We start from the raw sequence: 16,378 nt of genomic DNA, 5'->3' as shown, positions 1-16,378 counted from the left end.
GATAGCAGGCGTGCGGAGCGTGTGGCCACCATCACCGGGCGGGACCGGGCCCTTGTCCGACGAGGACCTGGAGCGCGTCTACGGCTACCCCGAGGACCTGACCGACCTGGCCGGCCCGTTCGTGCAGGTCAACTTCGTGGCGTCGGCCGACGGCGCCGTGGCCGTGGACGAGCTGTCGAAGGGCCTTTCGCACCCGGCCGACCGCCGTGTGTTCCTGCTCGCGCGCGACCTCGCCGACGTGATCCTCGTCGGCGGCGGCACCGCGCGCGCCGAGAACTACCGCGGCGCCCGGACCAACGCGGTGCGCTCGGCCCGGCGGGCTCGGCTGGGTCTGGCGCCTGCGCCGCCCATCGCCGTCGTCACGCGTACGGGTTCACTCGACCCGGCGGGCCCGCTGTTCACCGACACGCGCGTGCCGCCATTGGTCGTCACCACTTCGCGCGCCGACGCCGCGGCGGTGCGGGAGGCCGGTGCCGACGTGCTCGTCGCGGGAGACGAAGACGTGGATCTGCCGTGCGCGCTGGCGATGCTGGCCGAACGCGGCCTGCGGCGTGTGGACTGCGAAGGCGGGCCCGGGCTGTTCGCGGCGTTGATCGCGGCCGACCTCGTCGACACGCTCAACCTCACCGTCGCCCCGCTGCTCGTCGGCGGCGACGCGAGCCGGATCGCCGCGGGACCAGCCGCGCTGCCGCCGCGCCGGATGGAGCTCGCGTCGATCCTCGTGGACGACGGCTTCACGCTGCTGCGCTACCGGCGGGGCAGCGGCTGATGGCCGACAGCGAGGCGCTCGTCGCGGCCGCGGCGGCGGGTGACCACGCCGCGTTCGACACGTTGGTGCGCCGGCACACGCCGATGATGTACCGCGTCGCGCTGCGCATCACGGGCAGCCCGGCCGAGGCCGAGGACGTGGTGCAGGAGGCGTGGCTGGCCGCGTGGCGGTCGCTGGCGACGTTCCGCCAGGAGTCGGCGGTGTCCACGTGGCTGTACCGCGTGGTCACCAACGGCGCCCTGGACCTGCTACGCCGCCACCGCCCCACCGTGTCGATCGAGAGCGTGTCGATCGCCGAGGCCCCCGACCTCGTCGCCGAGGGCACGCCCGAACGCCAGGTCGTGCACGCCGAGCAGGTGGACGCCGTGCTGCGGGCGATCGCGCGGCTCGACGTGGCGCAGCGCGTGCCGCTGGTGCTGCGCGAACTCGAGGGGCTCAGCTACGAAGAAGTGGCCGAAGTGCTCGAAGTCGGCGTCCCGGCCTTGCGCTCGCGCCTGCACCGGGCCAGGGTGGCGCTGCTCGGCCAGCTGAGGGAGCGGTGATGACGGACGAGGGCGCCGGCGGCCCGCAGGACCCCGAACGGGATCCTCGCTGGGACCTCGTGCGCGCCGCCGCCCGCCGCCACGTCGCGACGCCGCCCGGCCTGGTCGACCGCGTGCTCCGATCGCTGACCAAGGTCCGCCAAGGCCCGCCGCTGCGGCTGCCCTGCGACGAAGGCGTGCTGACCGTTTCGGAAGCCGCGTTGCTCCGCCTCGCCCGCACCGTCGCCACCGATCAGGCCGAAGACGTCGACGGGGTCACGGTTTCCGCCGTCGCGCTGGCCGACGGCGAGCTGCAGATCCTGGCCACGATCCGCTTCGGCGTGGTCGCCGACGAAGCCGCACGCGTGCTGCAGCACTGCCTGAGCGCGGAGCTCACCCGGCTGCTGCGGGCGCGCTCGCCGCGGGTCAACGTCCACGTCGTCGACGTGCGTCCCGGCTGAGGAACCAGCGTTCACCGGCCAAGCGGAGCAACCCCGCGCGGTCGGCTTTCGGGCCTGGACCTGGTGGCGCTACCCTCGGTGCCGCGTCAGACACACTGTCTTGCTCTCCGGGAGGATCGCGTGGTGCTCGAATCGGAAAACACCCCCGTGGGAGTGGACCCGACCCGAGCGTTCGTCGCGCGTGTGTACGACTACCTGCTGGGCGGCAAGGACAACTTCGACGTCGACCGCCACGAGGCCGAGCGGATCATCGCCGCGATGCCCGAGGTGCCCGACGTCGCGTGGGAGAACCGCAACTTCCTGACCCGCGTGTGCCGCTTCCTCGCGAACAACACCGAGGTCCGCCAGTTCCTCGACTGCGGCTCGGGCCTGCCGACCGCCGAGAACGTGCACCAGGTGGTGCAGCGCATCCACCCCGAGGCGAAGGTCGTCTACGTCGACTACGACCCGGTCGTGGCCGCCCACGGGCGCGTGCTGCTGGAGGAGAACGACAACACGAAGTTCGTGCAGGCCGACATCTTCGAGCCCGAAAGCATCCTCGACAACCCCGAGGTGCTCGGCGCGCTCGACTGGTCGCAGCCCATCGCGCTGCTTTTCGTGGCCGCGCTGCACCACTACAAGGGCGACCGGGGCCGCCCGGCCGAGGTGACCAAGCAGTTCATCGACCGCCTGCCGCCCGGTTCGTTCGTGGTGATCAGCCACGTCCTCGACCCGGACGACGGCTCCGAGTACGACTCGACGCTGCAGGCGACCCTCGAGGTCATCCGCCGCGGCTCCATGCGCGACATCACCGCGCGCACCAAGACCGAGATCCGCGAGCTGTTCCACGAGCTGGAGATCATCCCGTCCAGCACCGCCGGCGACGCCGACGTCGTGCCCGTGGCGAGCTGGTGGCCCGACGGCCCGCGCTACACGAAGCCGACCATCGCCCAGCAGATCATCGCGGGTGGCGTGGCGCGCAAGCTCTGAATCGCTGAACCCTCGCTTCCGAGGCCGTTTCCCCTGGCGGCCCCGGCCGTTTCCTCGTACCGAACCGACCGCTCACCGGGTCGAACTCACCCGTTCGAGTGACCCGCCGTGAGCTTTTCCCCGGTTCGGACATCGTAGGAGTGGGCAAGCTTCCGGCGCCGACGCCAGCGGCGCCGTCCCCACCGACAGCGAGGAGCGAACTCCATGGTGCAGCCGAGCCCCCGCCGGACCGATGTTCCGGGTACCGCGATCACGACGCCCCTCAACGAGGAGGGGTCCGCGGGCCGGACCACGATCTCGTCGCTGGTGGTGCAGAAGGTCGCCGGGCTCGCGGCGCGCGAGATCGCCGGCGTCCACGCGCTGGGCGGCGGGGTGTCCCGCGCGTTCGGCGCACTGAAGGAGCGCATCCCCGGCTCCGGCACGACGTCCACCGCGGGTGTCGCCGTCGAGGTGGGCGAGAAGCAGACGGCGATCGACCTCGACCTGGTCGTGGAGTACGGCGCGCGGATCGTCGAGGTGTCGCGAGCGGTGCGGCGCAACGTGATCGAGGCCGTGGAGCAGATCACCGCGCTCGAGGTGATCGAGGTGAACATCGCGGTCAACGACGTCCACCTGCCCGACGAGGACGACGAGCCCGAGTCCTCCCGCGTGGAGTGACCACCACCCGACCACCCAGCACCAGGAGGAAACGTTGAACGCAACGCAGACCGGGATCCTCGCCGGACTGATTCTCGGCCTCGCCGCGACCCAGGGGTTCACCGCCTTCCTGGTCACGTTCGCCGTGGGGGTCGTGGGGCTGGTCATCGGCCGGGTCGTCGACGGTGAGCTCGACCTCGGCGACCTGTTCGGCCGGGGCCGCGACAAGTGACCGGCCGGCCGCTCCAGGTCGACCTGCCGCGCGGTGACCTGGCCGAACCCGAGGAGCGCGGCAGCCTGACCATCGCCCACGCCGTGGTGCGCAAGGTCGCGCAGCACGCGGCGGACCTCGTGCCCGGGACCCTGCAGACCGAGCGCCGCGTCGCCGGTCTCACGCGCGGCCGCTCCGGCGCGAGCGCGAAGGTCGGCGGCGAGGACAACGACGTGGACCTGGCCCTGGAGCTGGCGTTGCGGTATCCGGCGCCGGTCCGGGCCGTGACGGGTGACGTGCGCGCGAAGGTGACCGAGGAGGTCGAGCGGATCACGGCGTACCACGTGCGGTCGATCGCCGTGACGGTTTCCGCGCTGCTGCCCGACGTCCGGCCGAGGGTGCGCTGATGCGGATCCTCGTGCGGTTCCTGTCCACTGTGCTCGGTCTGGCCGTTGCGGCCGGCGGGGCGGTGCTGGCGATCGAGGTCGGGTGGCGCTGGTGGCAGCCGGGCCGCGCGCCGCTGATCGTGCCGTGGGAACGCTGGCGTGAAGACCTCGCCGGGCTGCCGTGGACCAGCACGTCCGTGCGGGTCACGGCGGCGATCGTGCTCGTGGCCGGGCTGCTTTTTGTGTTGTTCGCCCTCACCGCGGGCAGCCGCGCCGTGCGGATGGCCGACCCGGCCGACGGGATCTGCGTGAGCACGTCGCCGCGGGCGCTCGCGCGGCTGGTCGGGCTCGCCGTGCGCGCGCAGGCCAACGTGACCGGCGCGAGCGTGACGGCGAGCGCCCGCAAGGTGCGCGTGCGCGCGACCAGCCGGCTGGAGAACGAGGAACAGCTGCGGCCGCGGCTGCTGGAGACCGTCGCGACGGTGCTGGACGACGTCCCGCTCGAACGCCGGCCCAAGGTGTCCGTGGTCGTCGACTCACCGAAGGACCGCCGATGAGCCGCTCCACCGCCTCCCGTGCCCTGGGCCGTTCCCACAGGGCCGAGCGCACGCTGACGTTCCTGACCGGGCTGGTCGCGGTCCTCGCGGGCGCGGCCGCGCTGGTGGTCGGGCAGGGCTGGCTCGGCGAGTTCCGCGCGCGGCGGCCGCTGCTCGACCCGATGGCGGTGAGCTGGCTGGCCGACCATCAGCTGTACGCGCGGATCGGCGCCGTCGTGCTCGGCGTGCTGCTGTTCGTGCTGGGGCTGTGGTGGTTCTTCCGTTCGCTGCGCCCCGAACGCCGTCCCGACCTGGCCCTCGACGAGACGCCGGGCGCCGAGCTCACGGTGACCGCCGGCGCGCTCGCCGGCGCGGTGCAGACCGACGCCGAGGCCATCGCCGGCGTCACCCGGGCGCGGGCGCGCGCGGTCGGCACGGCGGCCGAGCCGGCGCTGCGTGTGACGCTGTGGCTGAGCGAAGGCACCGACGTCCGGCGCATCTGGACCGACCTCGACACCTACGTGCTCACGCGTGCCCGCGAGGCGCTCGGACTCGACTCGCTGCCCACGGCCGTGCGGCTCGAACTCGACACGACGGGCCCGGCACGCGTGCGCTGACCGCGTGTTTCGCACAGAATGCCCGCATGGCCCTCCCCGTGCAGGCTCCGATCAAGCCGATGCTCGCCAAGCCGGCGAAGGCGATCCCCGACTCCGGCGGGCTGCTGTTCGAGCCCAAGTGGGACGGGTTCCGCTGCCTGGTCTTCCGCGACGGCGACGAGCTCACCCTGCAGTCGCGCGCCGAAAAGCCGCTCAACCGCTACTTCCCCGAGGTGGTGGAGCGGCTGCTGGCGACGCTGCCCGAGCAGGTCGTGCTCGACGGCGAGCTGGTCGTGGGCCGCGGCGGCAAGCTCGACTTCGACGCGCTGACCGAGCGCATCCACCCGGCCGACTCCCGCGTGCAGCTGCTGGCGAAGGAGACGCCCGCGGAGTTCGTGGCGTTCGACGTGCTGGCGCTGGGTTCGGAGTCCTTCGTGGACGAACCGACGTCGGCGCGGCGCGCGCGGCTGGAGGGCATCGCGGGCGACGGCGTGCACCTCACGCCGGCGACGACCGACCCGGACACCGCGCGGCACTGGTTCGAGCTGTTCGAGGGCGCCGGGCTCGACGGCGTGATCGGCAAGCCGCTCGACGAGCCGTACTCGCCGGGCAAGCGCGTGCTGTTCAAGTACAAGCACTCCCGCACGGCCGACTGCGTGCTGGCCGGGCTGCGCTGGCACGTCGACGGCGAGCCGGGTGAGGCCGTCGGGTCTTTCCTGCTCGGGCTGTACGACGCCGACGGGCTGCTGCACCACGTCGGTGTGGTCGGGTCGTTCCCGGTGAAGCGGCGCCGTGAGCTGGCCGAGGAGCTGGCCCCGCTGATCACCGACGGCGAAGGCCACCCGTGGGTGGGCGACGCCGTGCGCGAGGGCCAGCGCATCCCGGGCGGCATCACGCGCTGGCGTTCGACCGAGCACGCGTGGGTGCCGCTGAAGCTGGAGCGCGTGGTCGAGGTCGGCTACGAGCACACCGAGGGCGGCGAGCCCGCGCGGTTCCGGCACACCGCGCAGTTCAAGCGGTGGCGCCCGGACCGGGAACCGGCGTCGTGCGGCTACGCGCAGCTGGACGAACCGGCGCGCTACGACCTGTCGGCCGTGTTCCGCGGCGAGGTCGTGCGGACCCGCTAACTTCCGCGTCACACCCGGCATGCCAAGCTCGTCGGACAGCTCCACCGACACCACGTGAGGACCAGCCCGTGCGCCGCCGTTCCACCAGCCGCCCCCGCCTGCGTGCCCTGGTGGCGGTGCTGGCGGGTGCGTTGACCGTCGCGGGCTGCACCACGGGCCCGTCGGTGCGCCCGGCGGTGGTGGACAACGACGGCGGGGTCACGCAGGCGCCGGCGTCGAGCGCCGCACCCGTGCCGCTGCCGCCGCTCACGCAGCCGCAGTCACCCAGCCTGCGTTGGAGCGACTGCGACGAGGACACCCGCCAGCGCATGGGCTCCCCCGCCGCGCCGGACTCGCTGCACTTCACGTGCGCGCGCCTGACCAGTCCGCTGGACGCGCCCGACGACACGCAGCACCTGCTCGCGCGCATCCTCGTGCTCAAGGCCGGCGACGGCCCCATCCCGCTGGTGGTCGTGAACGACGTCGGCGGCGAACCCGGCTCTGTTTTCGCGGCGCGCCTGGCCTCGCAGCTGCCGCCCGCGTTCCTGCAGAAGTTCTCTTTGATCGGCGTGGACCGCCGCGGCACCGGTTTGTCGGGCGGCGTGCAGTGCGTGCCCCCCGAGGCCCGCGAAGCGCTGCTCGGCGCCGACCCGGCCCAGGGCGACCTGTCCGACGTCCTCGACGCCTCGCGGCGCGCCGGCCAGCAGTGCGCCATCGACCTCGACACGGCCCAGACCGCGCTGGACAGCTGGCGCACCGCCGGGGACCTGGAGGAGCTGCGCACCCAGCTCGGCGTGCCGCACCTCAACGCGCTCGGGCGGGGCGACGGCTCGAAGGTGCTGTCGGAGTACGCCGTGCGCTATCCGGCGCAGGTGGGGCGGATGGTTCTGGACGGCTTGCCGGACCCGGGTGAGGACCGCGCCGCGGTGCTGGACGCGGTCGCGGCCGGCGCGCAGGCGACGTTGGACGCGTTCGGGGCGGATTGTGCGGCTCGCGGGTGTGCGATGGGCGGCCCGAAAGCGGCGTTGAAGGCGGTGATCGACCGGTTGCGCGCGGCGCCGGAGACGACTCCGGACGGGGTCACGGTGACGCCCGGTATCGCTACGTACGCGGTGTACGTGGGGTTGGCCGACCGGACGCGGTGGCCGGCGCTGGCCGATGCGTTGACAGCGGCGAAGTCCGGTGACGTGACGGCGCTCGAGTCTTTCGCGGATCCGGTGATCGTGGACGCGCAGGGCCGGACGTCGCGGATCGGCGGCGTGATGGCGACTCGGTGCAATGACGCGTCTACTCGGTTGCCTGCCGATCAGATCAACAAGGTCGATCAGGGGATGCGGGCGAAGTATCCGCAGTTCGGGTCGGCGGTGGCGCAGGAGCTGGCGTGGTGTGGGGCTTGGCCAGTGCGTCGGGAGCCGTTGCCTGCCGCTGGTGCGCCTGGTGCACCGCCGATTCTGGTGGTGGCGACAGCTGCCGACCCGGTGACGCCGGAGATCGGGACCACGCGGGCGGCGGACCAGATGCCGAGCGCCGTGGCGCTTTCGTGGCAGGGTGCCGGGCATGGCGCCGTGGGGCAGTCGCCGTGCGTGACGTCGGCGGTTCAGGCGTTCTTGATCGACGGCAAGGTTCCTACTGACGGGACTCTGTGCCCGGCTTGACGGGGGGTTCGGTGTGACCGGTAGTGCCGAGGTGCTGGCTGAGTTGGCCGCGCTGGAGGATCCCAGGTCTCGTGCGGTGAACGAGAAGCATGGTGATGACCATGGGGTGAATCTCGGGAAGCTGCGGGCGCTGGCCAAGAGGTTGAAGACGCAGCACGAGCTTGCGGTCGAGTTGTGGGGCACTGGGGACAGCGCGGCGCGGCTGGTGGCGGTGTTGATTTGCCGGCCCAAGGCGTTCGAGCGTGGTGAGTTGGACGTCATGGTGCGTGAGGCTCGGACGCCTAAGGTGCATGACTGGTTGGTGGGGTATGTGGTGAAGAAGAGCCCGCATGTCGAGGAGTTGCGGGTGGCTTGGTTCGCCGATGCCGATCCGGTTGTGGCCAGTGCTGGGTGGGCGCTGACGACTGATCGGGTGGGGAAGGCTTCGGAGGGGCTGGATCTGGGTGGGTTGCTGGATGTGATCGAGGCCGAGATGAAGGATGCGCCCGAGCGGCTTCAGTGGGCGATGAATCATTGTCTGGCTGAGATCGGGATTGAGCATGCGGAGTTGCGGGAGCGGGCGGTGGGTATTGGGGAGCGGTTGGGGGTTTTGAAGGATTATCCGACGCCGAAGGGTTGTACGTCGCCTTATGCGCCGGTTTGGATTGCGGAGATGGTTGGTCGTCGGGTTTGAGTGGGGTGGCGGGCGGCTCGGCGCGCGGAGCGCACCATTGCCGGATTTTTGGGGCGAGATGGCGTTCAGCGCAACCAACGCCGCATTGGGGCGCGGGGGAAGGAGTCGGGGCTCAGTGAGGCGGGGCTAGCTGTGATGTCCGGGGACGTTGTTCTCGGTTGAGGTGAGGTCGGCCTGTCGTGCAGACAGGCGAAGGCCTCCGGTTGTGAAGTGGAGCTGTTGAGGAACCGCTTCACCAACGGGAGGCCTTCGTGTCCCACCCTAATGCTGCGTTGACCCCGCGGGCCCGGTTGCGTCTTGCTCGGTTGATTGTCGAAGAGGGCTGGACCGCGACTACTGCGGCGAGAATGTTCATGGTCGCGCCGCGCACGGCCGGCAAGTGGGCCGCGCGGTATCGCGCCGAGGGTCAGGCGGGTATGGCCGACCGCAGCTCCCGGCCACACCGCAGCCCGGCTGCAACACCTGAGCAGCTCGTGCGCCGGATCGTAGGGTTGCGGTGGCGGCAGCGGTTGGGGCCCGTGCAGATCGGTGGCCGGCTGGGTATGCCCGCTTCCACCGTGCATGCGGTTCTGACCCGGTGCCGGATCAACCGGCTTGCCCGCATCGACCGGGTCACCGGAGAACCGTTGCGTCGCTATGAGCACGACCGCCCCGGCTCACTGATCCACGTCGACGTGACCAAGTTCGGCAACATTCCCGACGGCGGCGGCTGGCGTTACGTCGGCAAACGGCAGGGCAAGCGCAACCGCACGCAGACCGCTTACCGCACCGGAGAACGCGACAGGCACCACGGACCCAAACTCGGCACCGCCTACCTGCACACCGTCATCGACGACCATTCCCGGGTCGCCTACGCCGAGATCTGCGCGGACGAGACCGCCGCGACCGCCATCAGCGTCCTGCACCGGGCCGTTACCTGGTTCGCCGACCGCGGCGTCACCACCGAGCGAGTGCTCTCCGACAACGGCTCGGCCTACCGCTCGTTCGCGTGGCGCGACACCTGCACCGCTCTTGGCCTCACCCACAAGCGGACACGGCCCTACCGCCCGCAAACCAACGGGAAGATCGAAAGATTCCACCGCACCCTGGCCGACGGCTGGGCCTACGCCCACTTCTACAAGTCAGAAGCCGACCGTCGAGCCGCCCTACCAGCCTGGCTCCACTTCTACAATCACCACCGACCCCACAGCGCCATCGGAGGCCACCCACCGATCACCCGGCTGACCAACCTCCCTGGACATCACAGCTAGCCCCAGCCGACAGACGACGACGTTACCTGCAGCAGGCACGAAAACACTCGAAGTTAAGCGAACCAGGATTGCCAACGGCGCGGGCGATTCCCAACCCAACCACCCACCCCAACCGCGCCGCTCTTGCCACCACACAACCCACAGCCGGCAACGCGACTCACCACCCACATTCCCCTCCCCGCACCCTTCCCCCGGCCGGCCCCCGATTCTTTTCCCCAACACGGTCTGGGTCGGTTTGTCAAGGCACGCTTTCCCGCCTTGACAAACCGACCCAGACCGTAGTGACAATCAAAAATCGGGGTGCCCACCACCCACCCCTATATCCGGCAATGGTGTGCGCAGCACGCCGAGCCGAACAACCCAAAAGCCCCTACTGCCGATACCCCTCAACCTCACCCACAGACCGCACCTTCGCCTCATCCGGGTTCTCGTGGAACTCCGCCCGAGCGCGCCGCTGCCTCAACAGGTCCCAGCACTGATCGAGCTCCTGCTCGACCTTCGTCAGCTTCGCCTGATCATCCCCGGACAGCCCGGTGCCGACCGATTGCGACCGCAGCTGGTGCTCCTCCGCGATGAGCTCGTCGATGCGGCCCAGGATCTCGCCGTTCGCCATGGGTGGTCCTCCTCACCTCGTACTTCCGGCCCATGACGCTACCCGGCGCCGGGGAATTCCCGCCCGGCGCCGTCCGTTGAAGCCGCCATGAGCACCGTTGAGCTGACCACCGCCAACTTCGACCAGACCGTGACCGACAACGACTTCGTCCTGATCGACTTCTGGGCGAGCTGGTGCGGGCCGTGTCGCCAGTTCGCGCCGGTGTACGACAAGTCGTCGGAGAAGCACTCCGACATCGTCTTCGCCAAGGTCGACACGGAGGCCGAGCAGCAGCTCGCCGCCGCGTTCGACATCCGGTCCATCCCGACGCTCGCCGTGATCCGCGACAAGACGCTGATCTACGCGCAGCCGGGCGCGCTGCCGGAGTCGGCGCTGGAGGACCTCATCCGCCAGGCCCGTGAGGTCGACATGGACGAGGTCAAGAAGGCCGCCGAGCAGGCCGCCCAGGAGCAGGCCTGACGCACCGACCCCGAGCAGGGGCCGGACCGTCGACGAAGGCCCCCTCAACCACGGATGACGTGGTCGAGGGGGCCTTCGCAGGTTCTCAGGACCGGGTGACGAGCCCCCGCAGGAAGAACGCCAGGTTGGCCGGACGCTCGGCGAGCCGGCGCATGAAGTAGCCGTACCACTCGTCGCCGCACGGCACGTACACGCGCATCGTCCGGCCCTCGGCCGCGAGGTTCTTCTGCTCCTCCGGGCGGATGCCGTAGAGCATCTGGAACTCGTGGTCGCCGGGCTTACGGCCGTTGTCGGCGGCCAAGCGCTTCGCGATGGCGATCATCCGCGGATCGTGCGAGGCCACCATCGGGTAGCCCTCGCCCGCCATCAGCACGCGCAGGCAGCGCACGTAGGACTGGTCGACCTCGGCCTTGTCCTCGAACGCCACCGACGAAGGCTCCGCATACGCGCCCTTGCACAGCCGCACCCGCGACCCCGGGCCGGACAACTCACGGCAGTCCTGCTCGGTGCGCCGCAGATACGCCTGCAGCACCGCCCCCACCCACGGGTACTCGCCGCGCAGCTCACGCAGGATCGCGAGCGTCGAGTCCGTGGTGGTGTGATCCTCCATGTCGAGCGTCACCGTCGCGCCGACGGCCTCGGCCGCCGCACAGATCTTGCGTGCGTTCTCCAGCGCCACGCCCTCGCCGTCGCCGGGCAGGAACTGCCCGACGGCCGAGAGCTTCACCGAGACGTCCGCGCCGGCGGCGAGGCCCTGCTCGGCGAGTGCCGAGAGCAGTTCCTCGTACGCCCGCACGGTGCCGGCCGCCTGGGTGGCGTCGGTCGTGTCCTCGCCGAGGTGGTCGATGGTGATCGACCGGCCGTCGGCGGCCAGCTCGCGCGCGGCGCGCACGGCGTCGGCGGTCGTGGACCCGGAGACGAAGCGGCGCACGACGGATCGCGTCGCGGGCACGGCTTCGATCAACGCGCGCATCCGCTTCGATCGGGCGGCGGCGAGCAACGGGGCACGCAACATGGCGGTCTCTCCCTCAGCCCTGGTGCGGGTAGCGCACGGTGGTCGGCGGCACGAACGTCTCCTTGATCGAGCGCGGGCTCGTCCAGCGGAGCAGGTTGAAGATCGAACCGGCCTTGTCGTTGGTGCCCGAAGCGCGGGCCCCGCCGAACGGCTGCTGCCCGACGACGGCGCCGGTCGGCTTGTCGTTGACGTAGAAGTTGCCCGCCGTGTAGCGCAGCGCCTGCGAGGCCTTGGCGACGGCAGCGCGGTCGTTGGCGATCACGGAACCGGTGAGCGCGTAGGCCGCGGTCTCGTCGATGACCTTCAGCAGCTCGTCGAACTGCGCGTCCTCGTACACGTGGACGGACAGGATCGGGCCGAAGTACTCGGTGCTGAAGATCTCGTGCTTCGGGTTGCCCGACACGAGGATGGTCGGCTGCACGAAGTAGCCCACGCTGTCGTCGGCGGTGCCGCCGGTGAGGATCTCGACCTCGGCGTCGCCCTTCACGCGCTCGAACAGCGACGCGTGCTTGTCGAACGCGCGGCGGTCGATCACGGCGCCACCGAAGTGCGACAGGTCGCTGACGTCGCCGTAGGTGATGGCCTCGGTCTCGCTGACCAGGCCGTCCTTCAGCTGCTCCCACAGGCTGCGCGGCACGTACGCACGCGAAGCCGCGGAGCACTTCTGGCCCTGGTACTCGAAGGCGCCGCGGACCAGCGCGGTGCGCAGCACGTCGAGGTCGGCCGACGGGTGCGCGAGCACGAAGTCCTTGCCGCCGGTCTCGCCGACGAGCCGCGGGTAGCTGCGGTAGCCGGCGATGTTCGCGCCGACCGTGCCCCACAAGTGCTGGAACGTCGCGGTGGAGCCGGTGAAGTGGATGCCCGCGAGGTCGCGGTGCGTGAGCGCCACCTCGGACACGGCCTTGCCGTCGCCCGGGAGCAGGTTGATCACGCCCGGCGGCATGCCGGCCTCTTCGAGCAGCCGCATCGTCAGGTGCGCGGCGAAGCTCTGCGTCGGCGACGGCTTCCACAGCACGGTGTTGCCCATCAGCGCGGGCGCGGTGGGCAGGTTGCCGGAGATCGCGGTGAAGTTGAACGGCGTGATCGCGTAGACGAAGCCCTCGAGCGGGCGGTGCTCCATGCGGTTCCACACGCCGGGCGAGCTGGCGGGCTGCTCGGCGAGGATGCGACGGCCGAATTCGACGTTGAAGCGCCAGAAGTCGGCCAGCTCGCACGCGGAGTCGATCTCGGCCTGCGTCGCGGTCTTCGACTGGCCGAGCATGGTGGCGGCGTTGAGCGTGGCGCGCCACGGGCCGGTGAGCAGGTCGGCGGCCCGCAGCAGCACGGCGGCGCGGTCGTCGAAGGACAGCGCGCGCCACTCCGGCGCGGCCTTGCCGGCGGCCGCGATCGCGTCCTTCGTGTCCTGCTGGGAGGCGCTGGAGATGGTGCCGAGGACGTGGCCGTGGTTGTGCGGCTCGACGACGTCGATCTTCTCGCCGCCCCCGGCGCGCTGCTCGCCGCCGACGGTCACGGTCAGGTCGACCGGACCGGCCTGACCCAGTTTCTTCAGCGCCCCTTCCAGCTCGGCGCGCTCGGCGCTGCCCGGTGCGTAGGTGTACACCGGCTCGTTCTTCGGGGCGGGTGTCTGGGTCACGGCGTCCACGGCGGCTCCCTCGGGTCTTTCACGTGCACTACTGCTTGAGATGCCCGAACCGTAACTCCGGGAAGCGCTGGCAGGTTTGTCCGAACGGCTAGAATCGGGGTGATGAACTTGTCCGATCGGATGAAGGTGATCCGGTGACCGCCGAAGCGTCCGACGGCCTTCCCACCACCTCGTTGCGCCACGTGCTGGCGACGCTGGGCGAGCCGCTCGTGCGCGTGCTGGTGGCGCCGCAAGGGCTGGGCGTGCGGGTCGACGACGTGGTGATCCTCGACCCCGAAGACCCGCCGGAGGCGCACCCCGGTGACCTCGTGCTGGTGATCGGCGCACGCGGCCGGGCGGCGGCCGCGGCCATCCGGGCGGCCGGGCGGGGCGGCGCGGCCGCGGTGGCGGTGAAGGGCGAAGGCGGCACGGACGTGGCGGCCGACGCGGGCGTCGCGCTGCTCACGGTGGGGGCCGAGGCGCGGTGGGAGCAGGTGGAGGCGCTGGCACGCGGGGTCGTCGACGCGGCCCGCGCCGGCGGCGAGGCGGAGACCGGCGAGGTGCTGGGCGACCTGTTCGCCCTGGCCCAGACCGTCGCGACCCTCACCGGCGGGCTGGTCAGCATCGAGGACACCGCGAGCCGCGTGCTGGCGTACTCGCGCTCGTCGGACGAGGTCGACGAGCTGCGCCGGCTGTCGATCCTCGGCCGCGAGGGACCCGAGCGGTACCTGGCGATGCTGCGGGAATGGGGCGTCTACCAGCGGCTGCGCGCGGGCGAGGGCATCGTGCGGATCGACGAACGGCCGGAGCTGGGCATCCGCCGGCGCATCGCGGCCGGCATCCACGCAGGGTCGCAGCCGCTGGGCACGATCTGGGTGCAGGAGGGCGCCACGCCGCTGACCGAACAGGCCGAGGTGGCGCTGCTCGGCGCGAGCCGCACGCTGGCACCGCAGCTCATCCGCGCTCGCACGCTGCCCAGCCCCCAGCTGCGGCTGCGGGAAGATCTGCTGGCCGGTCTGCTGGAGGGCCGCGTCGACGCCGAGTCGGTGGCCGACGACATCGGCGCCGACCCCGCGCGGCCCGCCCAGGTGCTGACGTTCGCGCTGTCGTCGACCGGTCCCGCCGCGTCGGACCGGCTGCTGCGGCGCGCGGAACTGGTGCACCTGATCGCGGTGCACACCGCCGCGTACCGGCGCAGTGCCCTGGTGAGCGTGCTGGGCGGACGCGTCTACGCGTTGCTACCGGATCTGCCCGAGCATTCGGACGCGGCGGTTCTGGCTCTGGCCAAGGAGATCGTGACCGCGGCGGAGCGGCACCTCGACGTGCCGGTGCGCGCGGCGCTCGGCGGGGTAGTCCCCCGGTTGTCCGACGCCGCGGCTTCGCGGGGCGACGCGGACCGGGTGCTGCTGGCGATGGCGCGTGGTCGCTGGCCCGAGGCCGTCGCGTCGCTGGCGGACGTCCGCGCCGACGTGCTGCTGTCGGAGGTGCTGGCGTACCTCGCGGACCAGCCGCGCATCCGCGACCCGCGGCTGACCGAGCTGCTGGCGCACGACGCCGACCACGGCGGGATCCTCGTGCCGGCGGTGCTGGCCTACCTCGACGCGTTCGGGGACGCCCGCGCGGCGGCGAAGGCGCTGAACATCCACCCGAACACCGTGCGGTACCGCGTGCGGCGGGCCGCGGAGGTGTCCGGCGTCGATCTCGGGGATCCGGCCCAGCGCCTGCTCACGCAGCTGCAGCTGCGGCTGTAGAAAAGCGGTAGAAACCTTGTGCGGGCCGGAGTGCGGCCTCGCTAGGGTGCGGCATGGATCTTTTCCCCCGGGCCTGGGGCGCCCTGCAGGAAGCCGTCCACTCCCTCGACGACGCGCAGTGGGTCGCGCCGTCCGGCTGCGCCGGGTGGCTGGTGCAGGACCTCGTGTTCCACCTGATCATCGGGGCGCAGGACATCCTCATCACGCTCGTGACGACCACCGACGCGCCCGCGACGCGCGACGCCGTCACCTACTGGGAGCCCGGGGAAGCGGGTGACGGCACTGACGAGGAGTCGGCGTTCGTCCGCCGCGGCGCTGCGGCGTATTCCGGGCCGGCCTCGGTGAAGCACCACTTCGACGACCTGGCCGTCGCCGCGGGGCGGGCCGCGGCGGCCGCGGATCCCGCCGCCCGCGTGGAAACTCGCGACCAGGTGCTGACGGTCGCGGACTTCCTCACGACGTATGTGGTCGAAGCGACGCTGCACCACCTGGACCTGACCCTGCACGTGTCCGGTGTGGACGGTCCGCCTGCGTCGACACTCGCGGCGACGCGGGCGATCGTGGAGGGCGTTGCCGGGCGGCCGCTGCCGTCGGAGGACGACCGGGAGGCACTGCTGCTCGCGACCGGACGACTGCCCGCTCCGGCGGGGTTCGCCCCGGTGGCGCTGGGATGACTGGCCGACTGAACGTCGCGCACGATTGTGGCCGTGGTGAGCTGAGGGTTGGGGCAGCAGCGCTTCTGCCCCAACCCCCGCGCATCACGCCGTGGCGAGGCTGAACCGGCGGCGTTCGACGTCGATCTGCTCGATGCGCACCGACAGGCGGGCGCCGACTTCAGGAGCCGCGCCGCGGTCGGTCACGAGCAGGCCCTGGATGCCGGGCGCCACCTCGACGAACGCACCGAACGGCAGCTGCTGCACGACCACGCCGTCGAGCACTCCGCCCGTCGCGTGCTCGGACAGCCAAGCGCGCCAGGCGGTTTCCGCCGTGCTGGATTCCGATGTGGACAAACGATTTCACCTCCCTTCGCGAACCGCAGGAATGTCCTCGGAGTTCGCTGGGGAGGGGCGGGCCACGGGCCCGCCGGGGGGTCACGGCAAGGCCGGGTACCCCGTCTGCTCACGGCTCTCGGCCGACCCGGCAGTCATGC

At 71.4% G+C, this 16,378-nt stretch carries 20 protein-coding genes; 16 read left to right on the top strand and 4 right to left on the bottom strand.

The window, feature by feature from the left end; translation table 11 throughout:
• Positions 1 to 10: 10 nt before the first annotated feature.
• From ACQPXB_RS14260 to ACQPXB_RS14200, 13 genes are all read left to right on the top strand, one after another.
• On the top strand, positions 11 to 769 hold the full coding sequence (locus tag ACQPXB_RS14260; protein ID WP_432852098.1) for a pyrimidine reductase family protein: 759 nt from the start codon (positions 11 to 13) through the stop codon (positions 767 to 769).
• Positions 769 to 1,311, top strand: a complete 543-nt coding sequence (locus ACQPXB_RS14255) for an RNA polymerase sigma factor (protein ID WP_432852095.1) — start codon at positions 769 to 771, stop codon at positions 1,309 to 1,311. The genes ACQPXB_RS14260 and ACQPXB_RS14255 overlap by 1 nt, the downstream gene beginning before the upstream one ends.
• Positions 1,311 to 1,751 carry a hypothetical protein gene (locus ACQPXB_RS14250; RefSeq protein ID WP_432852092.1) on the top strand — a complete coding sequence of 147 codons (441 nt, stop codon included), beginning with the start codon at positions 1,311 to 1,313 and terminating at the stop codon, positions 1,749 to 1,751. Before ACQPXB_RS14255 ends, ACQPXB_RS14250 begins: the two co-directional genes overlap by 1 nt.
• A 123-nt stretch (positions 1,752 to 1,874) precedes the next feature.
• Positions 1,875 to 2,720, top strand: a complete 846-nt coding sequence (locus ACQPXB_RS14245) for an SAM-dependent methyltransferase (RefSeq protein ID WP_366583186.1) — start codon at positions 1,875 to 1,877, stop codon at positions 2,718 to 2,720.
• 204 nt (positions 2,721 to 2,924) lie between these two features.
• Entirely contained in the window at positions 2,925 to 3,377 is a 453-nt protein-coding gene (locus ACQPXB_RS14240; RefSeq protein ID WP_220238398.1) for an Asp23/Gls24 family envelope stress response protein, read from the top strand.
• 34 nt (positions 3,378 to 3,411) lie between these two features.
• Complete coding sequence (locus tag ACQPXB_RS14235; protein ID WP_220238397.1) at positions 3,412 to 3,588, top strand: hypothetical protein; 177 nt, start codon at positions 3,412 to 3,414, stop codon at positions 3,586 to 3,588.
• Positions 3,585 to 3,974 carry an Asp23/Gls24 family envelope stress response protein gene (locus ACQPXB_RS14230; protein ID WP_432852087.1) on the top strand — a complete coding sequence of 130 codons (390 nt, stop codon included), beginning with the start codon at positions 3,585 to 3,587 and terminating at the stop codon, positions 3,972 to 3,974. Before ACQPXB_RS14235 ends, ACQPXB_RS14230 begins: the two co-directional genes overlap by 4 nt.
• Positions 3,974 to 4,510, top strand: a complete 537-nt coding sequence (locus ACQPXB_RS14225; RefSeq protein WP_432852084.1) for a DUF6286 domain-containing protein — start codon at positions 3,974 to 3,976, stop codon at positions 4,508 to 4,510. Before ACQPXB_RS14230 ends, ACQPXB_RS14225 begins: the two co-directional genes overlap by 1 nt.
• A complete protein-coding gene (locus ACQPXB_RS14220; RefSeq protein WP_432852083.1) occupies positions 4,507 to 5,106 on the top strand; it encodes an alkaline shock response membrane anchor protein AmaP in 600 nt (199 codons plus the stop codon). The genes ACQPXB_RS14225 and ACQPXB_RS14220 overlap by 4 nt, the downstream gene beginning before the upstream one ends.
• A gap of 26 nt (positions 5,107 to 5,132) precedes the next feature.
• Complete coding sequence (locus ACQPXB_RS14215; RefSeq protein ID WP_366583182.1) at positions 5,133 to 6,212, top strand: ATP-dependent DNA ligase; 1,080 nt, start codon at positions 5,133 to 5,135, stop codon at positions 6,210 to 6,212.
• A 68-nt stretch (positions 6,213 to 6,280) separates the two neighbouring features.
• Complete coding sequence (locus tag ACQPXB_RS14210; protein WP_432852076.1) at positions 6,281 to 7,846, top strand: alpha/beta hydrolase; 1,566 nt, start codon at positions 6,281 to 6,283, stop codon at positions 7,844 to 7,846.
• A gap of 13 nt (positions 7,847 to 7,859) precedes the next feature.
• The gene (locus ACQPXB_RS14205; protein ID WP_432852073.1) at positions 7,860 to 8,519 is read left to right on the top strand and encodes a DNA alkylation repair protein; all 660 of its coding nucleotides are present in this window, start codon (positions 7,860 to 7,862) and stop codon (positions 8,517 to 8,519) included.
• Between the two features lie 251 nt (positions 8,520 to 8,770).
• Positions 8,771 to 9,769 (top strand): IS481 family transposase, encoded by a 999-nt coding sequence (locus tag ACQPXB_RS14200; protein WP_432848405.1) that lies wholly within the window; start codon positions 8,771 to 8,773, stop codon positions 9,767 to 9,769.
• A 370-nt stretch (positions 9,770 to 10,139) separates the two neighbouring features.
• On the opposite strand, the gene ACQPXB_RS14195 is transcribed toward ACQPXB_RS14200, so the two are convergent.
• Entirely contained in the window at positions 10,140 to 10,382 is a 243-nt protein-coding gene (locus ACQPXB_RS14195; RefSeq protein ID WP_366588135.1) for a DUF2630 family protein, read from the bottom strand.
• Between the two features lie 87 nt (positions 10,383 to 10,469).
• Here ACQPXB_RS14195 and trxA point away from each other — a divergent pair, with 87 nt between their 5' ends.
• Positions 10,470 to 10,841, top strand: coding sequence for a thioredoxin (gene trxA / locus ACQPXB_RS14190; RefSeq protein WP_366588133.1), 372 nt, complete (start codon positions 10,470 to 10,472; stop codon positions 10,839 to 10,841).
• A gap of 85 nt (positions 10,842 to 10,926) precedes the next feature.
• On the opposite strand, the gene ACQPXB_RS14185 is transcribed toward trxA, so the two are convergent.
• Both ACQPXB_RS14185 and pruA read right to left on the bottom strand, forming a co-directional pair.
• Positions 10,927 to 11,856, bottom strand: coding sequence for a proline dehydrogenase family protein (locus ACQPXB_RS14185; RefSeq protein ID WP_386956276.1), 930 nt, complete (start codon positions 11,854 to 11,856; stop codon positions 10,927 to 10,929).
• A gap of 13 nt (positions 11,857 to 11,869) precedes the next feature.
• Positions 11,870 to 13,498, bottom strand: a complete 1,629-nt coding sequence (pruA, locus tag ACQPXB_RS14180) for an L-glutamate gamma-semialdehyde dehydrogenase (RefSeq protein ID WP_366588127.1) — start codon at positions 13,496 to 13,498, stop codon at positions 11,870 to 11,872.
• Positions 13,499 to 13,632: 134 nt separating this feature from the next.
• Between pruA and ACQPXB_RS14175 the strand changes: the two genes are divergently transcribed.
• Entirely contained in the window at positions 13,633 to 15,228 is a 1,596-nt protein-coding gene (locus ACQPXB_RS14175; protein ID WP_432852068.1) for a PucR family transcriptional regulator, read from the top strand.
• 53 nt (positions 15,229 to 15,281) lie between these two features.
• Positions 15,282 to 15,902, top strand: a complete 621-nt coding sequence (locus tag ACQPXB_RS14170) for a maleylpyruvate isomerase N-terminal domain-containing protein (RefSeq protein ID WP_432852065.1) — start codon at positions 15,282 to 15,284, stop codon at positions 15,900 to 15,902.
• Positions 15,903 to 15,986: 84 nt separating this feature from the next.
• Here the strand turns inward: ACQPXB_RS14170 and ACQPXB_RS14165 are convergent, their stop codons facing one another.
• A complete protein-coding gene (locus ACQPXB_RS14165) occupies positions 15,987 to 16,238 on the bottom strand; it encodes a S1 RNA-binding domain-containing protein (RefSeq protein WP_366588117.1) in 252 nt (83 codons plus the stop codon).
• Positions 16,239 to 16,378: the final 140 nt, after the last annotated feature.

This window comes from Amycolatopsis sp. CA-161197, assembly GCF_050942255.1.
Lineage (GTDB): Bacteria > Actinomycetota > Actinomycetes > Mycobacteriales > Pseudonocardiaceae > Amycolatopsis.
This window is presented reverse-complemented; position numbering and strand designations above follow the sequence as displayed.